Below are 18,190 nucleotides of genomic sequence, written 5' to 3' on the forward strand. Positions count from 1 at the left end.
ATGAAACAGAATTTGCCCTGGCGGCAATAGCGCGGTGGTCCCACCTGACCCCATGCCGAACTCAGAAGTGAAACGCCGTAGCGCCGATGGTAGTGTGGGGTCTCCCCATGCGAGAGTAGGACACTGCCAGGCATCAAATAAACGTTATCAGTGTGACGACTGGTAATGCGCAAGTCGCAAAGCGCGATATTGCCGGTATCGAAAGATACAACGTAAAAGAATCGGTGGAGCGGTAGTTCAGTTGGTTAGAATACCTGCCTGTCACGCAGGGGGTCGCGGGTTCGAGCCCCGTCCGTTCCGCCACTTAATTGATAAGCCCTGAGTCTCTGACTCAGGGCTTTTTCATATCTATATTTTATTTTGCGCTTTCAAGGCCGGAATTGTCCTTCTTTACAGCCTTATCTCCCGATATTGTTGCCTTTAGATCAAAAGTCTTATGCCGAACCAGGCGTTTTTGATCAATAAAAAAGTTGCCATAATCTTCCTCATACCACATTTACCCGTTAATGAGAGAAAACATTATGAGCATCCCTGCATTTGGTTTAGGTACTTTCCGCCTTCAGGATCAGGTTGTTATCGATTCTGTCAGCACCGCACTTGAGCTGGGCTACCGTACTATCGATACCGCACAGATCTATGAAAACGAAGCGGCTGTTGGCCAGGCTATCGCTGCCAGCGGCGTGAAACGTGAAGATCTGTTCATCACCACCAAGATTTGGATCGCGAACCTGGCGAAAGGCGCACTGATCCCAAGCCTGCAAGAAAGCCTGAAAAAACTGCAAACGTCCTACGTTGATCTGACGTTGATCCACTGGCCGTCACCCCACGACGAAGTGCCGGTTGCCGAATTTATGGCTGAGCTGCTGGAAGCGAAAAAGCTGGGACTGACCCGTCAAATTGGCGTATCTAACTTCACTATCGATTTGATGCAGCAAGCGATTGACGCGATTGGCGCCGATGAAATCGCCACCAACCAAATCGAGCTGTCACCGTTCTTGCAGAACCGCAAGGTGGTCGAATTTGCACAGCAGCACGGCATCGCCATCACCTCTTACATGACGTTGGCCTACGGCAAAGCGCTGCAGGATGAAACGATCAAAAGCATCGCTGCTCGTCACAATGCGACCCCAGCACAGGTGGTCCTGGCTTGGGCATTGAAGCTGGGTTATGCGGTGATCCCTTCCTCGACCAAGCGTGAAAACCTGGCGAGCAACCTATTGGCGCAGCAACTGACGCTGACCGACGAAGATATGGCGCAGATCGCCGCACTGGAGTGCAACGGCCGTCTGGTTAGTCCGGAAGGCCTGGCGCCAAACTGGGATTAATCATTCCTCGCCGTAGTCAGCATAAGGCGTCCATCGGGGCGCCTTTTTTATCGTTTCAGGTATTCACTCACAAAATCAATAAAGCTGCGCAGACGGTTGCTGACGGCGCTGTCGCTGTAGTAAACCGCGTTGATCGGCATGGCGACCGGCAGTGTCGCTTCCACCAGAATCGGGACCAAATCTCCACGTTTGATATCTTCGTCGCTCATAAAGTCCGACAGGCAGGCAATACCGTTGCCATGCAGACAGAGATGGCGCTGGGTTTCTCCACTATTGGTGGTCAAACCGGGGGTGATTTCCAACTGGCTGCCATCTGAGCAAGCCAGTGGCCAGCGGTTCAAGCTGGGCAGGTCGTTAAAACCGATACAGCAGTGATGTGCAAGATCTTCTACCGTTAGTGGCGTGCCGTGCTGAGCCAGATAAGCGGGGGAGGCGAGCACATGTCGGTAGCTGGTCATCAGTTTGCGTGCTTTCAGCGTAGAATCGGTCAGCTCGCCTACGCGGATCGCGATATCCACTTTTCGCTCGATCAGATTGATAAAGTTTTCCGAAGACACCAGCGATAACGACATTTCTGGATAACGTTCGCGGAACTCGGCCACTAAAGGCGTCAGCATATGCAGCACCACCGGCGTTGCCGCATCGACGCGCAGCAGGCCTTGCGGGCGCTGGCGGCTTTCCATCAGCGCATTTTCCGCCGCGGCCATGTCGTTCAGTACCTTCTGCACCTGGCGAAAGTAATTCTCTCCTTCCTGAGTCAGGCTGATTTGGCGCGTGGTGCGGTTGAGCAACGTTACGCCCAGTTTGCTTTCCAGTTTTTTCACCGTTCGGCTGACTACGGAGTTCGCTTGTTCCAGGCGTTCGGCCGCCCGGCTGAAGCTGCCGCTTTCTACGACGGTGACAAAGGTGATCAACTCGTCAGAGTTTGCTTTCATTTTTGCTCCTATAGCAAAGTTAATTTGAAATTTTGAGCATTTTTATCATTTAAGCATAGGCCGATAATAGCCGTCATCAACTTGAATGCTATTTCGGAGTAAAAAATGCCACTCGCATTACTTGCCTTAACCATCAGCGCTTTTGCTATCGGCACGACCGAGTTCGTGATTGTCGGGTTGATCCCGACTATCGCGGAGCAGCTTGGGGTGACCGTACCGTCCGCTGGATTGCTGGTGACTATCTATGCCCTCGGCGTGGCCATTGGCGCGCCGGTGCTGACGGCCCTGACCAGCCGCATACCGCGCAAACTGCTGCTGGTTGGCCTGATGGTGCTGTTCACTCTCGGCAACCTGCTGGCCTGGCAGTCACCCAGCTATGAATCGCTGGTAGTGGCTCGGTTGTTGACCGGTCTGGCGCACGGCGTGTTCTTCTCTATCGGCTCCACTATCGCCACTAGCCTGGTGGCGAAAGAGAAGGCGGCCTCCGCCATCGCCATCATGTTTGGTGGCCTGACGGTGGCGTTGGTGACCGGCGTACCGCTGGGGACGTTCATCGGCCAGCAGTTTGGCTGGCGTGAGACCTTCCTGGCCGTTTCTCTGATTGGCGCTGTCGCCACGCTGGCCAGCGTTATTCTGGTACCGAGCAATATCAAGAACCAGGGCAGCGCCGGCGTGCGTGAACAGCTGAAAGTGCTGACTCATCCTCGTCTGCTGCTGATTTACGCGATTACCGCATTGGGGTACGGCGGGGTCTTCACGACCTTTACCTTCCTTGCGCCGATGATGCAGGAACTGGCCGGCTTCTCTGCTCCGACCGTGAGCTGGATACTGTTGGCTTATGGCGTCGCGGTGGCGGTGGGTAACATCTGGGGAGGCAAGCTGGCCGATCGTCATGGGGCCGTGCGTGCGCTGAGCTTTATCTTTGCCGCGCTGGCCGTTTTGTTGCTGGTGTTCCAGTTTACCGCCAGCCACAGTATTGCCGCTTTGCTGACGGTGATTGTGATGGGCGTGTTCGCTTTCGGCAACGTGCCGGGGCTGCAGGTGTATGTGGTGCAGAAAGCCGCGCAATACACACCAAATGCGGTGGATGTGGCGTCCGGTCTCAACATCGCGGCGTTCAACATCGGCATTGCGCTCGGCTCGGTGATTGGCGGCCAGACCGTTGCCTCACTGGGGCTGGCGCAGACCCCCTGGATTGGCGCGTTGATCGTGGTGGTTGCATTGTTGCTGGTTAGCTTCAGCGGTCGCCTGGATAAAAAGTCTCAGCTGCAAACGGCTTAATACGTAAAACCCTTGCTGCCTGGCCCGCATTTTGCGGGCCTTTTCGCATTTTTCACCTATTACCCCTCACCTTTACACAGCTATACCGTCAGAAGATTGAAATCGCTGCAGGCGGCCCCTATAACTGAAAAGGTGATGCCCGCAAAAGCCATGCCCTCTATGCAGGGTAGGCGTATAATCAATTCATCGTTGGCGAGTGTTCATCGCCAGTTTTCATGTTAATGGGTAATAGGCGAATCGCGTGCCGAAACGAACTTATGCAATGAGGTATGTTGCAGGTCAGCCAGTTGAGCGAATCTTTCCTGGTGCCGTTAACCAGCCGTTGCCGCCAGGGGCGGCGCTGCCGACGACCGGCGCCCTGCGCGTCATGGTATGGAATATTTTCAAACAGCAGCGAGCCGACTGGCTTTCGGTGCTGAAAAACCATGGTAAAGACGCGCAGCTGGTATTATTGCAAGAGGCGCAAACCACGCCAGAGTTGGTGAGCTACGCTACCGCCAACTATCTGGCGGCCGATCAGGTGCCGGCCTTTGTGCTGCCGCAGCACCCTTCCGGCGTGATGACGCTGGCTGCCGCTCATCCTGTTTACTGTTGCCCGCTGCGCGAGCGAGAGCCGCTGCTGCGGCTTTCCAAGTCGGCCTTGATCACCGTTTATCCGCTGTACAACGGCGAACTGTTGATGGTGGTGAACATCCATGCGGTGAACTTTAGCCTGGGTGTCGACGTCTACAGCAAGCAGTTGGGGCCGATAGGCGAACAGATCGCCAGTCACCGGGGGCCGGTGATTATGGCAGGGGATTTCAACGCCTGGAGCCGCAAGCGCATCAATGCGCTGTATGACTTTGCCGGAGAGATGGCGCTGCGCGAGGTGAGTTTCACCGACGACCATCGCCGCAAGGCCTTCGGTCGTCCACTGGATTTCGTATTTTACCGCAATCTGGGAGTGGTGGAGGCGTCGGTGCTGGTGACCAGCGCGTCGGATCACAACCCGCTGTTGGTGGAGTTTCATCCGGAGAAAGACTCGCCGGTATGGTGAATCGCAGCTAATAAAAAAGCACCCCGAAGGGTGCTTTTTTTGTGCCGAACATTTAAGTATCCGGCGTCATCTTGTTGCCGACAAACAGGGTCAGCTTCAGACCTGGCTGCAGGTTGCCTTTGGCGAGCGTTGAATTCCAACGCATCACGTCGTTAATATCGACGCCGTGACGACGTGCGATACTGGCGAGCGAATCACCTTTACGAACCTGGTAGGTGATACTGCTGTTACTGCCAGTATTGCTGGCCACTTGCAGGGTTTGCCCAACTTTTAAGGCGCTCTTGGCGCGTAAGTTGTTCCAACTCTGCAAATCGCTGGTCTTAACGTTCAGCCGCTTGGCTATGGCCGATAAGGTGTCGCCGGAGCGAACTTTATACGAACTGCCACCGGACAAACCGCTGTTCTTCGCCAACTGCGTCGTTGGCTGAGTCACGGCGATCTGGCCATCGGCCAGCGAGTCTTTCAGCTGATCGGCATGCCCTTTGGGAACCATGATGTAATGGGGCCCGTTGGGTGCCGTAACGCCTTTTTTGTAGCCTGGGTTATACGCTTTCATCTTGGTGACTGAAAGCCCAGCCATCTCAGCCGCCTGAGTCAGCTGGATCTGCTGCCCGACATCGATACGAGCCAGCGCACGGGTTTCATCCGTTTTCGGGAGTTTCACGCCGTACTTCTTGCTGTTCTTGATGATGTCGCTCAGCGCCAGCATTTTCGGGACATAGATTGACGTTTCACGCGGAAGCGACAATGCCCAGAAATTGGTTGGCTTACCCTGGCGTTTGTTTGCCTTCACCGCTTGCATCACGCGGCCTTCACCACTGTTATAGGCAGCTACGGTCAGTAACCAGTCGCCGTTAAACATGCGGTTCAAGCGCTGCATCATGTTAAGCGCAGCGGTTGTCGAGGCGACGACATCGCGTCGACCGTCATACCACTGATTGTTTTTCAAACCATAATTGCGACCCGTTTGCGGCACGATTTGCCATAGCCCTGCGGCGTTGGCACTTGACGTGGCGTGTGGGTCAAAAGCGCTCTCCACTATGGGTAGCAGTACCAGTTCCATCGGCATATTACGTTTCTTAATCTGCCCGACTATCCAGTACATGTACGGCTCTGCCCGTAATGTTACATCGTGGAGATAGCTCTTACTTTTTAAGTACTTTCTTTTCTGATCACGGATCCGGGAATTTTCCGGAACCTCCATCTTCAGCTCGTCGCTAATGAAGTTCCACAGGTCCTGTTGCGCGGCGGGACTGTTGTTATCCAACCACCGCGCCGAGCTCGCTCGGCCATTTCCTGTGTACTCTCCTGCTTCACCATCTTGACCAGCCGAAGACAAACTCTGTGCATGCTGTTCTGGCGCCGGTGCGTCCTGCCTGGACGACTGGCAACCCACTAGCAAGACCGAGGCGAGAAATATCGCTTTAGCCTTCATGTGTGTGTCAATGTAGTTGCTTAAAAGACGAGCAATAATACTTTGCTTCGCCAAATAACACAACTAAAAGCTTAGAAGTTATCTTTCCGCAGGCGTAATTCGGAAAAAACTGAATGAAGGCTTTCCGGTGGTGAATTAAAGCCTAATTTCTTTTGTAAATCAGCGTCATGGCAACGTAAAAACAGGTTAATTTTGCGCTCTAATTGCAACGTGGTCGGCACGCTAGCTTGGCCTTTTGCCCTTAACGCTTCAACATGTTGTTGATATGTTTCAATCTCTCGATCTTCCGGCAAAATAGCCCGCGCAAACTTAAGATTTGAAAGAGTATATTCATGCGCGCAGCAAATTAAGGTGTTATCGGGAAGTTGCGCGAGTTGTTGAAATGAGTCGTACATTTGTTTTGCGGTGCCTTCAAACAGCCTGCCGCAGCCGGCGGAGAAAATGGTGTCGCCGCAGAACAGATAAGGGGCACTATAGAATGCCACATGGCCCAGCGTATGGCCGGGAACGGCGATAGTCCTGTACTGGCGGCCATCGATATCAAAGGTGTCGCCGTCGTGGACGATGTGGTTGGCGCCTTTGCCAGCGGTTTCCTGCGGCCCGTAGACCGCCAGGCCCGGGTATTGTGAGACAATCTGCGCCACGCCACCGACGTGATCGTGGTGGTGGTGGGTCAGCAGGATCGCCGACGGCGCCAGCTGCAGGCGCTGCAGCGCCTCGAGCACCGGCCGCGCTTCACCCGGGTCGACGATAATGCAGCGCCCCTGCCGGTCATCCAATAACCAAATGTAATTGTCCTGGAAGGCGGGAATGCTGATAAGATTCATGGTGTACCTCTCGTTGGCAACGGCTTGAAAGAAGATAATAAATCATGAAACCAGCCCATACTCTACAAAAGCTCACCGGCCCGCAGTCCTGGGCTGAGCTGCCGTGGGGGGAGTACTATCGTGAAGCGCTCGAGCGGCAGTTGCAACCCTGGTGGCCCAAGCTGTTCGGTTTCCATCTGCTGAAGATGGGTATGCTCAGCGCCGAGCTGGCCACGGATAAATGCGCAATCTCCCACCAGGTCAACGTAGGGCTGGAGGGGGAAGGGCTGCAGGTGATCGCCGACGCCTATCAACTGCCGTTCGCCGCCAAGTCGGTGGATGCCTGCCTGTTGGCGCATACGCTGTCCTACGCGGACGATCCGCATCGCATGCTGCGTGAGGTGGATAGGGTGTTGATCGACGACGGCTGGCTGGTTATCAGCAGCTTCAATCCGTTCAGCCTGCTGGGATTGGGCAAGCTGGTGCCCGGATTGCGTCATCGTCAGCCCTATGTCAGCCGCATGTTTACCCAGATGCGGTTGTTGGATTGGCTCAGCCTGCTGAATTACGAGGTGTTGCACCAGGCGCGTTTTCACGTGCTGCCGTGGCACCGCAAGGGCGGCAAGTTTTTATGCACCCATTTGCCGGCGCTGGGCTGCATGAGCGTGATTGTGGCGCGCAAGCGCACTTTGCCGCTGACGCCCACGCCGATGAAACTGGGGGCGAGAAAGCCGTCTCTCAGCCGCGCGGTGGGCGCGACCAAGAGTTATCGCAAGCTGCCTTAGGCTTCCGGTTGGTAGCCGACGTCATCTTGCGTCGGTTTACCCGCCGCCTCGCGCGCCAGCTCGTCGCAGCGTTCGTTCTCCGGGTGGCCGGCGTGGCCCTTGACCCACTCCCATTTAACGGTGTGGCGCTGAATGGCCTGATCCAGCCGCTGCCACAGATCGACATTCTTGACCGGTTTTTTGTCGGCGGTTTTCCAACCGCGTTTCTTCCAGTTATGGATCCAGCTGGTAATGCCCTGGCGCACGTACTGGCTGTCGGTGCTGAGCGTCACGGCGCAAGGCACCGTCAGCGCTTCCAGCGCCACGATCGCCGCCATCATTTCCATGCGGTTATTGGTGGTCAGACGAAATCCTTCGCTGAAGGTTTTTTCCGTCTGCTTATAGCGCAGTATCGCGCCGTAGCCACCGGGGCCAGGGTTGCCAAGGCAGGAGCCGTCGGTGAAAATTTCTACCTGTTTGAGCATCTCTGGTAGACTCTTCCTATCAGTTTTATAAAAGCCAAGTCTGACATAAACGAGCGCTGTGAGCACTGCAATATGATCTCTACAACCACCAGACAGATTGTCCTCGATACCGAAACCACCGGTATGAACAAGCTTGGGGTGCACTACGAAGGGCACCGCATCATCGAAATCGGTGCGGTGGAAGTGATTAACCGCCGCCTGACCGGGCGCAACTTCCACGTATACATCAAGCCGGATCGGCTGGTGGATCCGGAAGCGTACGGCGTACACGGCATCAGCGACGACTTCCTGGCCGACAAACCGACCTTCGATCAGGTTGCCGACGAATTCCTCGACTTTATCCGCGGCGGCGAGCTGGTGATCCATAACGCGGCGTTCGATATCGGCTTTATGGATCACGAATTCCGCATGCTGCAGCAGGGGATCCCGAAGACCGAGACCTTCTGCACCATCACCGACAGCCTGATGATGGCGCGCCGCCTGTTCCCGGGCAAGCGCAACAACCTCGATGCCTTGTGCAGCCGCTATGAGATTGACAACAGCAAGCGTACGCTGCACGGCGCATTGCTCGATGCCGAGATCCTGGCGGAAGTCTATCTGGCGATGACCGGCGGTCAGACGTCGATAGCGTTCCAAATGGAAGGCGACACCCAGCAAAACGATGCCGCGCAAGAAATACAGCGTATCGTCCGCCCGGCTACGGCGATGAAAGTGGTCTACGCCAGCGACGAAGAAATAAAGGCGCACGAGGCGCGTCTGGATCTAGTGGCGAAGAAGGGCGGCAGCTGCCTGTGGCGCGGGGCGCCGGCGGAATAACGGCGTTTTTGCACGAAAAAAACGCACCGGGCGACCCTTCGTTGAAAAACTGTGCAAACGGTTCATTTGCGGAGAAAAAGGCGTTGACGGAACCGAGAGGCGTCCGTAATATGCGCCTCGTTCCCCCGCAAGAGGGAATGGCGCGGAGCGGTAGTTCAGTTGGTTAGAATACCTGCCTGTCACGCAGGGGGTCGCGGGTTCGAGCCCCGTCCGTTCCGCCACTATTCAGAAGCCCTGAGTTAGCGATAACTCAGGGCTTCGTCGTTTCCGCTCTCGGCAAAACGGTGCGGCCTAGGGAACGGGGCCGGCAGACCGGCCCCTTATCCTCAGAACAACACCGAGTAATTCAAACCGAAGGTGCGTCCGCGGCCTTTATAGCTGTACAGCTCAGGCGAGCCGTAGGTCGGGCTGTACAGGATCGGCGCGCGTTGGCCCCAAACGGTGGTGTACTCCTTGTCCAACAGGTTTTCCACGCTGAAGCTGACTTTCCCCACCGGCAGGGCATAGCTGCCGAGGAAATCGAGGGTGTTGTAGCCATCTATTTTGCGGCCTTGGGTGGAGTTGGCCTTGGTGTAATCGCCGTCGTCCGACACGTCGAAGGTTTGCTGCGACTGCAAGCGCAGATTCCAGTCGCCCGGCGCCCAGCCGACGTAAGCGGTGACTTTCGATGGGCTGGCGGTATCGACCACCAGCTTCTTCCATTCGCCGTTGACCTTGGTTTCAGAACGAATGAAGTTGAAGTTGGTGCCGGCGCTCCAGTCGCTGTCTTCGAAGAAGTAGTCCACCGCACCTTCCAGCCCATAGATGCGCCGCTTGTCCGCATTGACGTTAATGGTCATGTCGGTTTTGTTGATGGCTATGCTCTTGTCGGACAACGAGTAGTAGGCGGCGATTTGCGTGCGCAGGTTATCGCCGGTATAGCGCCAGCCCAGCTCGTAGGCGTTGACCTTGATGCCTTCCAGCTTGGAATCGCCGACGTTGACGCTCTTCAGCAACTGGTAATGGCCGCCGTTCAACGCGTAGGTGCCGTTGCCGTAATACTTGCCCGGATCCGGGATCTCGAAGCCCTGAGAGAAGTTGAACCAGGTTTGCTGACGCTCGGTCAAGTGCGCCAACAGACCGGCGTTGAACAGCGCATTGTTGTAGTCGGTTTTCCCTCCCGGGATGGCGTCGGCGGAGGCGGCGGCGCCGGTGGCGATCGCCTGCTGCTGGTTATAGCCGACGAAGTCGTCGATCTTGTTTTCGGTGTACTGGTAACGCACGCCGCCGCTCAAGGTGAAGATGGGATTGATGTCGTAACTGGCCTGCAGGAACGACGCCAGGTTGCTGGTGGTATAGCTCGGGTAGCGGCCGGTGCCGTAAGCGTTCTCCAGCGTCATGCCGCCGGACTGTTGGGCCTTCGCCAGGTTGAAGAACTGCTGGTTGGCGTTGAAGCTTTCATGCTCGGCGTCGATGCCGTAAGTCAGCGTCAGCGCGTCGACAGGTTTGCTGTTTAACGTCAGTTTGCCGCCGTAAAAATCGGTTTTTTGCTGCGAAGCGCCAATGCTGCTGACGTAATAGTTCGGCGCTTTGCCCGCCAGCGTTGGGAAGGGGTAGAAGGTCAACGTTTCGTCGCGGTAGTAGACCTGCGCCACCAGATCCTGGCCGAGGAAATCGGTGTTGGAATATTGCAGGTTGATCAGGTGGCGCTCGGTGCCGGGGATGCGATCGGAGTTTAAGTTACCGCTGTTGTACGCCTTGGCGTTGCCGGTCACCGCCGCGAAGTTTTCCCCCAGAAACAGGCCGTGATCGCCGTCGGACTGGCTTTTGTAGTATTGGGTGGTCAGCTGCAGCTGTTGATGATCGTCGATGTTGAGGGTGCCGGTACCCATCACATCGAGGCGATTGGAATACTGCAGGCCGGTTTGAGTATTGTCGATCAGCACCTCGTTGCCTTTGCCGTCGTACCAGCCGCCGTAACGCTGGTAAGAAACGGACAGCCGCCCCGAGGCGTTGTCGTTGCCGCCGCTGACCGCCGCCGCCACGTTCTCGTCGTGATCGTTATGGCCGCCGAAACCGGTTTTGCCGCCGACCTGCAATTCGACCTGCTGCTCTTTCTGTCCTTTCTTGGTCACGATATTGATCAGGCCGCCGGTGCTGCCGCCGCCGTACAGTGCGGTCGCGCCGGAAATCACCTCAATATGGTCGATATTGAACGGGTCGATCGAATCCAACTGGCGGCTGTCGCTGCGCGACGAGTTCAGGCGTACGCCGTCGATCATCACCATCATCGAACGACCGCGCATATTCATGCCGTAGTTGGTGCGGCCCTGGCCGCTGACGTCCATGCCGGGGATCAGCTGCGCCAACATGTCCTTGATCTCTTTGCCGCCCTGGACCTGCTGTTCGATCTCCTGACTTTCGATCACCCATGTCGTCTGCGCCATTTCCGCCGCGCTGCGGTGCGAACGGCTGGCGGAGACCACCACCTGCTCTTCGCTGCCGTTTTTCTGATCTTCTGCCCAGGCCGCCGGCGCAAGCAACGCCAGCAGACATGGGTTTAATACCCAAAGAGGTTTGCGTTTCATCGTTATTTCCCAGGTGATATTGTCGTTACGTTTTTTTGAGAATGCTTCTTTTATCAATAACGTTTCTTGTTATCAATAAAATCATGATATGATTTTTTGCGATGCATTAACGTAATTAATTAGTTTTATTAACATTTATCCGCTGCGCGATCGCGCGGCCACGCCGCCAACACGGCAGCCGATCGGTCATACGTAAAGGCGACAGCCGTTGCCGGAGAGTCGAGAACATGTCCGCCAGCTACAGAATTTTTGATATCACCCTGAAAAGCAAAACGCTGATTTCGCCCTCTTTGCTGCGCTGCGTGTTTGAAGGTGCGGATGTTCATCGCATGAAGCTGGAAGCGCCTGACCAGCGCATCAAACTGCTGTTCCCGGCGGCGGACGGCAAGATCACGCCGTTGGCCAACGGCCCGGACTGGTACGGCGATTACATGGCGCTCCCCAAAGAACAGCGTCCGGTAATGCGCACCTATACGCTGCGTGCGCTGCGCCGCGAGCAGAATCAGATGGACGTCGAGTTCGTGCTGCATGGCGTGAACGGCCCGGCTTCAGCCTGGGCGACCCATGCCGAACCCGGAGACACGATTCAAACGGTCGCCCCCAACGGTGACTTCGACGGCGACAGCGGCGGTTACGAATGGGCGCCGCCGGCGCAGTTGCAACAGGCGTTGCTGATCGCCGATGAGACGGCGGTGCCGGCGGCGATGGCGATTCTGGAACAGCTGGCGCAGCAGGCCAATCCGCCGCGGGTGCAGGCGTTTTTCGAGGTGCCGGTGGCGGCGGATTGCCTGGATTTGGCGCATTTCCCGTTCGCCGACGTTTATTGGCTGCCGCGCGACGTCGGCCGCCAGCTGGCGCACGGCACGCTGCTGGTGGAAGCGGTGCGCCAGCGGGTGGATATCCCCGCATCGGCCTGTGCGCAAGCGCAGTCCCTGGCGGAAAGCAGCCTGAGCGATGAGGTGTTGTGGGAGCGGGCGGCCGGCAGCAACGCTTTCTATGCCTGGGTGGCGGCCGAGTCTTCCGCGGTGAAAACGCTGCGGCGTTACCTGATTGGCGAACGCGATCTGGATCGCTCCACCGTCAACTTCATGGCCTATTGGTGCTGAGTCGGCCGCCGCCGTGCGCCTTCATCATGGGCTCTACCGCCTGGAGGCCTAAGGCGCGTCGAGCAGGCTGACGTGCGCCGCTACGATGCGCCAGCCACAGGGCAGCTTGACCCAGGTTTGCATTTGCCGCCCCCTGCGATTGCTGCCCGGCCGATGAAATTCCGTGCTGGCTACCGCCATATCTTCACCAAAAGTCGTGATTTGGGTGTTTTCCAACAGCCGCTCCAGTCCGTTGGCCGGGCGCCGTTGACGAAAATCGCGGATCTCGTCGATACCGTAGAGGCTTTCGGTGGCGCCATAGCGCACCGTGCGCGCGTCGTGCCAGAACAACTCGTCCAGCACATCGATGTCATTGCTGATTAACGCCTGCTCATAGCGGTAAAAGGCGGCGTTGACCTCCGCCAGCACCGCCGGCCGAGCGATATGTTCACTGTTCATTGATTACTCCTGTTTGCAGACGCAAGTGGCGATGCCGGCGCATTCCAGCGCATAGGCGGCGCGCAGCGCCAAATCTTCGCGCCACGGCGGGGCGATCAGTTGCAGGCCGATCGGCAGACCGGATGCGCTTTTCAAAGGAACCGTCACGACCGGCAGGCCAAGGAAGGAAATCGGCTGCGTCAGCATGCCCATACTGGCGCGGATCGGCAGATCGACGCCGTTGATGCGCATCGTTTCCTGGCCGATCGGCGTGGCGCTGCATGGCGTCGCCGGGGCGATCAAAATGTCCCAGTGCTTGAACAGCGGCGCGGCTTGCCGGCGAAACGCGTGACGAAAGCGCTGTGCCTGCAAATACCAGGTGGCGGGGAGCATGGCGCCGGCCAGCAGTCGTTCTCGCGACAGTGGCTCGAAGCGTTCGGGTTGGCTGCGCAACTGCGGCAGATAGCGATGGCCGCCCTCTGAGGCGCTGAGGATAAAGGCCGCCGATCGGGCCAGCTCGGCCTGCGGCAGCTCGACTTCGGCGCTGGCTGCCAGCGCTTGCGCCACCTGGTTGACTGCGGCTTTGGCGTCATCATTGCACCATTGCAGGAAATAGCCGCCTAACACGGCGCAGCGCAGGTTCTGGCTGCCCTGCGCCAGCAACGCTTCGGTGCGGGAAATCGGCCGATCGCTCTGGAACGGATCCTCGGCGTCGATGCCCTGCATCGCATCATACACCGTCGCGAGATCGTGCACCCGGCGGGCGAACGGGCCGATGTGATCCAGGCTGTCGACAAACGGCTGGCTGCCGCTGCGCGAAAGACGGCCGAAGGTCGGTTTCAGACCATAAATGCCGCACAGCGAGGCGGGCACGCGTATTGAGCCATTGGTGTCGCTGCCGAGCGAAAAGGTCACCAGGCCGGCCGCCACCGCTGCGGCCGAGCCGCCCGAAGAGCCGCCGGCGATGCGCCCGAGGTCATGCGGGTTTCGGGTGGCGCCGTAATGGCTGTTCTCGGTGGTGAAACCGTAGGCGTAGGCGTCCATGTTCAACATGCCGCAAAGCAACGCGCCTTGATCCGCCAGCCGGGAGACGCCCCAGGCGTCGCGGCCGGCCGGTGGCCGATCGCTGAACAGGCGGGCGCCGGCCAGCGTGGTTTCACCGGCGACGTCGAACAGATTTTTTACCGCATAGGGAATGCCGGCCAAAGCGGGCAGCGTTTGCCCAAGCGCGCGCGAACGGTCAAGGCGATCGGCTTCTTTTTGCATGCGTTCCCGGGTGATGTGCGTAAAGGCGTTCAGCGCGGGATTCTGACGGTCGATGTGATCGAGCGTATGCCGGACGATCTCGCGCGCCGAGAGCGCGCCGCGTTCAAGGGCCGTACGGATCTCGGCGAGCGACAGGGCGCTTAAGGGATTCATGGGCGATATACCCCCGCGATTTCCTGGCGCGGATCCAGCGGGAAGGCCATCAGCGGTTCGGCCAGCGCGGCGATGCGTTCGATCTGTTTCAACAGTTCCCGGCGGCGGACATCGTCCAGTTCCACGGCCAGCACGGTTTCCATCTGGTGGATATAGGCCGCCCAATCGGCGGCGTGTTGATTGTTCATAAACGATCCCGATAAATAAGAGAGTCAGAAGCCGGCGGCGCTGCCGTTGCTTCGCGGATCGAAAGCGCCTTCGAACATGCCGTTGGTGTGGCGTACGACGGCGCCGGCATGGCCGACCGTTTCGCTGAACGCCGGCAGCAGTTCAACGGCGTGGCCGCGCTGTCGCAGATAGTCGAGGGTCCCCGCGTTAAAGCGCCCCTCAAGCTTCAACGAGTCCGAACTTTCGCCCCAGGTTCGCCCCAGCAGCCAGCGCGGCGCGCTGATCGCCTGCTGCAGCGGCAACCCTTGCACCACATGCCGCACGAATAACGCCGCTTGAGTCTGCGGCTGGCCGTCACCGCCCATCGAGCCGTAGATCAGCGTGCGTCCGTCATACAGCCGGGCGGCGGCCGGGTTCAGCGTATGGAACGGCTGCTTGCCCGGCGCCAGCGCCAGCAGATGATCGGCGTCCAGGCTGAAAGAGGCGCCGCGGTTTTGCCACAGGACGCCGCTGTTCGGCAGAACCACGCCGCTGCCGAATTCGTGGTAGATGCTCTGAATGAAGGAGACCGCCAGCCCGCTGCTGTCCATCACCCCCATCCAGACCGTATCGCCGGGTCCTTTGCCCTGGCCCCAGTCGGCCGCTTTTTGGCCGTCGATGCGCCCGGCCAGCCTATCCAAATGGTCGGCCGCCAGCAGCGCCTGCGGATCCTGCGTCATGTGGCGCGGATCGGTGATGAAACGGTCGCGCAGATCGAACGCCAGCTTGGTGGCCTCGACCACGGCGTGCACCACGGCGCCTTCGCTCTGTCCGACCAGCGGCAGACGGTCGGTCAGCCCGAGGATGGCAAGCGACACCAGCCCTTGGGTCGGGGGAGCCAGATTGAATATTTCACCTTTTTGGTGTTCCAGGCGCAGCGGAGGACGGCGGCATGGCCGATAACTCGCCAGATCCTGAGCGGTAAGCGGCATGCCCAACATCGCCATGTCCGCCGCCATGCTTTCAGCCAGCGGGCCGCGATAAAAACTGTCGAGCCCGTCCTCACTCAGTGCGATCAGCGTATCGGCCAGCTGCGGTTGGCAGAATCGTTGGCCGGCAAGTGGGATCTTTCCCTGCGGCAGGTAAATGCGGGCGAAGGGGGCGAACTCCTCCAGCTCGTGGCGTTTGCTGCGCGTCGCCGCCTCTTGGGAGGCGGTGACCGGAATGCCGTCGGCGGCGTAGCGTATGGCGTCGGCGAGCAACCGCGACAGCGGCAGCGGCGTTTCGCCCAGTTCGGCCGAATAGGCCAACGCCTCCTGCCAACCGCCGACGGTGCCGGCCACGGTCAACGCTGCTTTTGGGCCGCGCTGCGGGATGCGGCTTTCTCCGGCGTACAGCGCCGGCGTCGCCAGCGAGCCGGCGGCGCCGCTGGCGTCGATGGTCAGCGGCTCGCCCTGCGGCGGCACGATCAGCCAGAAACCGTCACCGCCGATGCCGTTCATGTGCGGATAGACCACGGCGATGGTCGCGGCGGCGGCCACCATCGCCTCAATGGCGTTGCCGCCTTCGCGCAGCACCGCCAGCGCGCTTTCGCTGGCGAGATGGTGTGGCGTGACCGCCATGCCCTGTGGCGCGGTATTGCTGTTAATCATATTTCTGCCCTTGTCTGAGGTGAGCGTTTGGGTAACAGAAGCAAGAGGCGTTCCACTTTTAATCAGGACGATTAATTGCTTGTCAGAGAGGGGACGGGGCGTGCTATGTTCCGGTGAAACAAAAGTTACAGCGAGAGTGATGATGCAGCCCTTCGATGAACGCCTGCGCAACGAATATCCGCAATTGGCGCCGCAGGAACAGCGCGTCGCCGACTTTATCCTCGATCATTTCGATGACCTGATCAGTTACAACAGCGCCGAGCTGGCGCGCTTGAGCGGGGTTTCTAAAGCCACGGTCAGCAGGCTGTTCAAGCGGTTGGGGTATCGCAGCTACAAGGACATGCGCGCTGAGCTGCGCACCCTGCGCCAGAGCGGCATGCCGGTGACCGACGAGAGGCATGCGGTGCAGGGCAATACGCTGCTGGCGCGGCATTACAAGCAGGAAATGGCTAACCTCTCGCACTGGGTGAGCCATCTCGATGTGGAGCAATTCGGCGCGGTGATCGCCGCACTGGCGCGGGCGCGGCGGGTCGCGCTGCTGGGATTTCGCAACAGCTATCCGATAGCCATGCATCTGCGTCAGCAGCTGATGCAGGTGCGGGAGCGGGTGATGCTGATGCCGCAGCCCGGCCAGACGCTGGCGGAGGAGCTGGTCGATCTCGCGCCGCAGGATATGGCGGTGGTGGTGGCGTTTCGGCGCCGGCCGCGTCAGCTCAAGGCGATACTGACGCAGCTGCAAACTCGCCGGGTGCCGACGCTGTTGATCTGCGAACCGCAGGCGCAGTCGCTGATCCCGCTGGCGGACTGGCATTTGGCCGCTTCGCTGGACAGCGTCTCCGCCTTCGACAGCTATTCAGCCGCCATGAGCTTATGTAACCTGCTCAGTAACGCCCTGCTGCATGAGATGTTGGAGCAGGGGCGATCGCGTATTCATCACATTGCCGGTCTGTATCAGGATTTGGACGAACTGGAACCGCGCTAACCGGCGCTTTTTTGGTGCTGATGCACATTTTTGGTGCGTATTTGGCCTGCCTGCTTTCCCTTTCTCCGTCGCCGGCCCGCTGAGGCCGGTAGGTTTTTTCTCGTTAATCAGCGCCAGTTAAGGCATGGGTTCGACGTATTTTCGATTGGCACATTAGTTGCAGAGTCTGTGGTGTAAGAATCTTTTGTTTCATCTTTTCACCATCGGGGATACGCTATGAACATCAAAAAAACGCTGTGGACGGTTTTCACTGGGATCGCCTTGCTGGCGCAGGCCGCGCCGACCATGGCGGATCAATTGCAAGAGATCCGGCAGCGCGGCGTCCTGCGCGTGGCGGTGCCGCAGGATTTCCCGCCATTCGGCTCGGTGGGCACCGATCTGCAGCCTCAGGGTTATGACATCGATATGGCGCGTTATCTGGCCGATAAGATGAAACTTAAGTTGCAGTTGGTGCCGGTCACCAGCGCCAACCGGGTGCCTTATCTGCAGACCAATAAAGTGGATCTGGTGATCTCCAGCCTGGGCAAAAATCCGGAGCGTGAAAAGACCATCGCCTTCAGCCGCGCCTATGCGCCTTTCTTCCTGGGGGTCTTTGGTCCTAAAGACGGCGCGTTGGCGGACATGGCGCAGCTCGATGGCAAGACCGTCGGCGTCACGCGCGGTGCGGTGGAGGATATGGTGCTGAGCGACGGCGCGCCTAAAGGGGCGCAGATCAAGCGTTATGAGGATAACAACACGACGCTGTCGGCCTATCTCTCCGGGCAGGTGCAGTACATCGCCACCGGTAACATGGTGGTGAGCGCCCTGGCGCGCCAGAATCCGGACAAGGCGCCGGCCGCCAAGTTTATGTTGAAAGATTCGCCGTGCTTCGTGGGGTTGCGCCAGGGAGAACCGGCCCTGAAAGCGGCGGTGGATGCGCTGATTGGACAGGCGCTGGCGGACAAGACGCTGAATGGCCTGTCGGAGAAATGGTTGAAAGCACCGCTGCCCGATGGTTTTGGCGCATAACGGGAGCGG

Annotated in this window: 17 protein-coding genes, 2 tRNA genes and 1 rRNA gene; 11 read left to right on the top strand and 9 right to left on the bottom strand. The window is 58.5% G+C overall.

The features are described from left to right. Positions 1 to 16 precede the first annotated feature (16 nt). The 3 genes from rrf to dkgB all read left to right on the top strand — a co-directional run bounded on the left by rrf (position 17) and on the right by dkgB (position 1,325). Positions 17 to 132, top strand: a 5S ribosomal RNA gene (rrf, locus tag SERRSCBI_RS04050). 94 nt (positions 133 to 226) lie between these two features. After that, positions 227 to 303 (top strand) — tRNA-Asp (locus SERRSCBI_RS04055). 218 nt (positions 304 to 521) lie between these two features. Then, positions 522 to 1,325 carry a 2,5-didehydrogluconate reductase DkgB gene (gene dkgB / locus SERRSCBI_RS04060; protein ID WP_033650993.1) on the top strand — a complete coding sequence of 268 codons (804 nt, stop codon included), beginning with the start codon at positions 522 to 524 and terminating at the stop codon, positions 1,323 to 1,325. A gap of 47 nt (positions 1,326 to 1,372) precedes the next feature. Here dkgB and yafC read toward each other — a convergent pair whose 3' ends face one another. Then, positions 1,373 to 2,260 (bottom strand): DNA-binding transcriptional regulator YafC, encoded by an 888-nt coding sequence (yafC, locus tag SERRSCBI_RS04065; protein ID WP_004930183.1) that lies wholly within the window; start codon positions 2,258 to 2,260, stop codon positions 1,373 to 1,375. 105 nt (positions 2,261 to 2,365) lie between these two features. On the opposite strand from yafC, the gene SERRSCBI_RS04070 reads away from it, so the two are divergent. Together SERRSCBI_RS04070 and SERRSCBI_RS04075 are read left to right on the top strand one after the other, a co-directional pair. Then, positions 2,366 to 3,541: an MFS transporter gene (locus tag SERRSCBI_RS04070; protein ID WP_033650994.1), complete on the top strand. Its 1,176-nt coding sequence runs from the start codon at positions 2,366 to 2,368 to the stop codon at positions 3,539 to 3,541. Between the two features lie 241 nt (positions 3,542 to 3,782). After that, positions 3,783 to 4,577, top strand: coding sequence for an endonuclease/exonuclease/phosphatase family protein (locus SERRSCBI_RS04075; protein ID WP_025160092.1), 795 nt, complete (start codon positions 3,783 to 3,785; stop codon positions 4,575 to 4,577). A gap of 52 nt (positions 4,578 to 4,629) precedes the next feature. Here SERRSCBI_RS04075 and mltD read toward each other — a convergent pair whose 3' ends face one another. Then, positions 4,630 to 6,012 (bottom strand): murein transglycosylase D, encoded by a 1,383-nt coding sequence (gene mltD / locus SERRSCBI_RS04080; RefSeq protein ID WP_033650995.1) that lies wholly within the window; start codon positions 6,010 to 6,012, stop codon positions 4,630 to 4,632. A 71-nt stretch (positions 6,013 to 6,083) separates the two neighbouring features. Next, positions 6,084 to 6,839, bottom strand: coding sequence for a hydroxyacylglutathione hydrolase (gloB, locus tag SERRSCBI_RS04085; RefSeq protein ID WP_042783718.1), 756 nt, complete (start codon positions 6,837 to 6,839; stop codon positions 6,084 to 6,086). Positions 6,840 to 6,883: 44 nt separating this feature from the next. Between gloB and SERRSCBI_RS04090 the strand changes: the two genes are divergently transcribed. Continuing rightward, on the top strand, positions 6,884 to 7,603 hold the full coding sequence (locus SERRSCBI_RS04090; protein ID WP_042783719.1) for a class I SAM-dependent methyltransferase: 720 nt from the start codon (positions 6,884 to 6,886) through the stop codon (positions 7,601 to 7,603). On the opposite strand, the gene rnhA is transcribed toward SERRSCBI_RS04090, so the two are convergent. After that, positions 7,600 to 8,067, bottom strand: a complete 468-nt coding sequence (gene rnhA / locus SERRSCBI_RS04095; protein WP_033641944.1) for a ribonuclease HI — start codon at positions 8,065 to 8,067, stop codon at positions 7,600 to 7,602. The genes SERRSCBI_RS04090 and rnhA overlap by 4 nt on opposite strands. A 72-nt stretch (positions 8,068 to 8,139) precedes the next feature. Between rnhA and dnaQ the strand changes: the two genes are divergently transcribed. Further along, the gene (dnaQ, locus tag SERRSCBI_RS04100; protein WP_033641945.1) at positions 8,140 to 8,883 is read left to right on the top strand and encodes a DNA polymerase III subunit epsilon; all 744 of its coding nucleotides are present in this window, start codon (positions 8,140 to 8,142) and stop codon (positions 8,881 to 8,883) included. A 144-nt stretch (positions 8,884 to 9,027) separates the two neighbouring features. After that, positions 9,028 to 9,104 (top strand) — tRNA-Asp (locus SERRSCBI_RS04105). A gap of 105 nt (positions 9,105 to 9,209) precedes the next feature. On the opposite strand, the gene SERRSCBI_RS04110 is transcribed toward SERRSCBI_RS04105, so the two are convergent. Continuing rightward, on the bottom strand, positions 9,210 to 11,450 hold the full coding sequence (locus SERRSCBI_RS04110; RefSeq protein ID WP_042785643.1) for a TonB-dependent siderophore receptor: 2,241 nt from the start codon (positions 11,448 to 11,450) through the stop codon (positions 9,210 to 9,212). Between the two features lie 227 nt (positions 11,451 to 11,677). Here SERRSCBI_RS04110 and SERRSCBI_RS04115 point away from each other — a divergent pair, with 227 nt between their 5' ends. Next, entirely contained in the window at positions 11,678 to 12,556 is an 879-nt protein-coding gene (locus SERRSCBI_RS04115) for a siderophore-interacting protein (protein WP_042783720.1), read from the top strand. Between the two features lie 48 nt (positions 12,557 to 12,604). On the opposite strand, the gene hpxZ is transcribed toward SERRSCBI_RS04115, so the two are convergent. The 4 genes from hpxZ to SERRSCBI_RS04135 are packed head-to-tail and all read right to left on the bottom strand — an operon-like array spanning position 12,605 to position 16,191. Next, positions 12,605 to 12,994 carry an oxalurate catabolism protein HpxZ gene (gene hpxZ, locus SERRSCBI_RS04120; protein WP_042783721.1) on the bottom strand — a complete coding sequence of 130 codons (390 nt, stop codon included), beginning with the start codon at positions 12,992 to 12,994 and terminating at the stop codon, positions 12,605 to 12,607. Between the two features lie 3 nt (positions 12,995 to 12,997). After that, positions 12,998 to 14,392, bottom strand: a complete 1,395-nt coding sequence (locus SERRSCBI_RS04125) for an AtzE family amidohydrolase (RefSeq protein WP_042783722.1) — start codon at positions 14,390 to 14,392, stop codon at positions 12,998 to 13,000. Next, the gene (gene hpxX / locus SERRSCBI_RS04130) at positions 14,389 to 14,580 is read right to left on the bottom strand and encodes an oxalurate catabolism protein HpxX (protein ID WP_033651000.1); all 192 of its coding nucleotides are present in this window, start codon (positions 14,578 to 14,580) and stop codon (positions 14,389 to 14,391) included. Before hpxX ends, SERRSCBI_RS04125 begins: the two co-directional genes overlap by 4 nt. 24 nt (positions 14,581 to 14,604) lie before the next feature. After that, positions 14,605 to 16,191 (bottom strand): gamma-glutamyltransferase family protein, encoded by a 1,587-nt coding sequence (locus tag SERRSCBI_RS04135; RefSeq protein WP_042783723.1) that lies wholly within the window; start codon positions 16,189 to 16,191, stop codon positions 14,605 to 14,607. 142 nt (positions 16,192 to 16,333) lie between these two features. Here SERRSCBI_RS04135 and SERRSCBI_RS04140 point away from each other — a divergent pair, with 142 nt between their 5' ends. Further along, on the top strand, positions 16,334 to 17,173 hold the full coding sequence (locus tag SERRSCBI_RS04140) for a MurR/RpiR family transcriptional regulator (protein WP_042785644.1): 840 nt from the start codon (positions 16,334 to 16,336) through the stop codon (positions 17,171 to 17,173). A 216-nt stretch (positions 17,174 to 17,389) separates the two neighbouring features. After that, entirely contained in the window at positions 17,390 to 18,181 is a 792-nt protein-coding gene (locus tag SERRSCBI_RS04145; protein ID WP_042783724.1) for a transporter substrate-binding domain-containing protein, read from the top strand. The last annotated feature ends 9 nt before the right edge of the window (positions 18,182 to 18,190 follow it).

The sequence above is a fragment of the Serratia sp. SCBI genome (assembly GCF_000747565.1).
Taxonomy (GTDB): Bacteria; Pseudomonadota; Gammaproteobacteria; order Enterobacterales; family Enterobacteriaceae; genus Serratia; species Serratia ureilytica.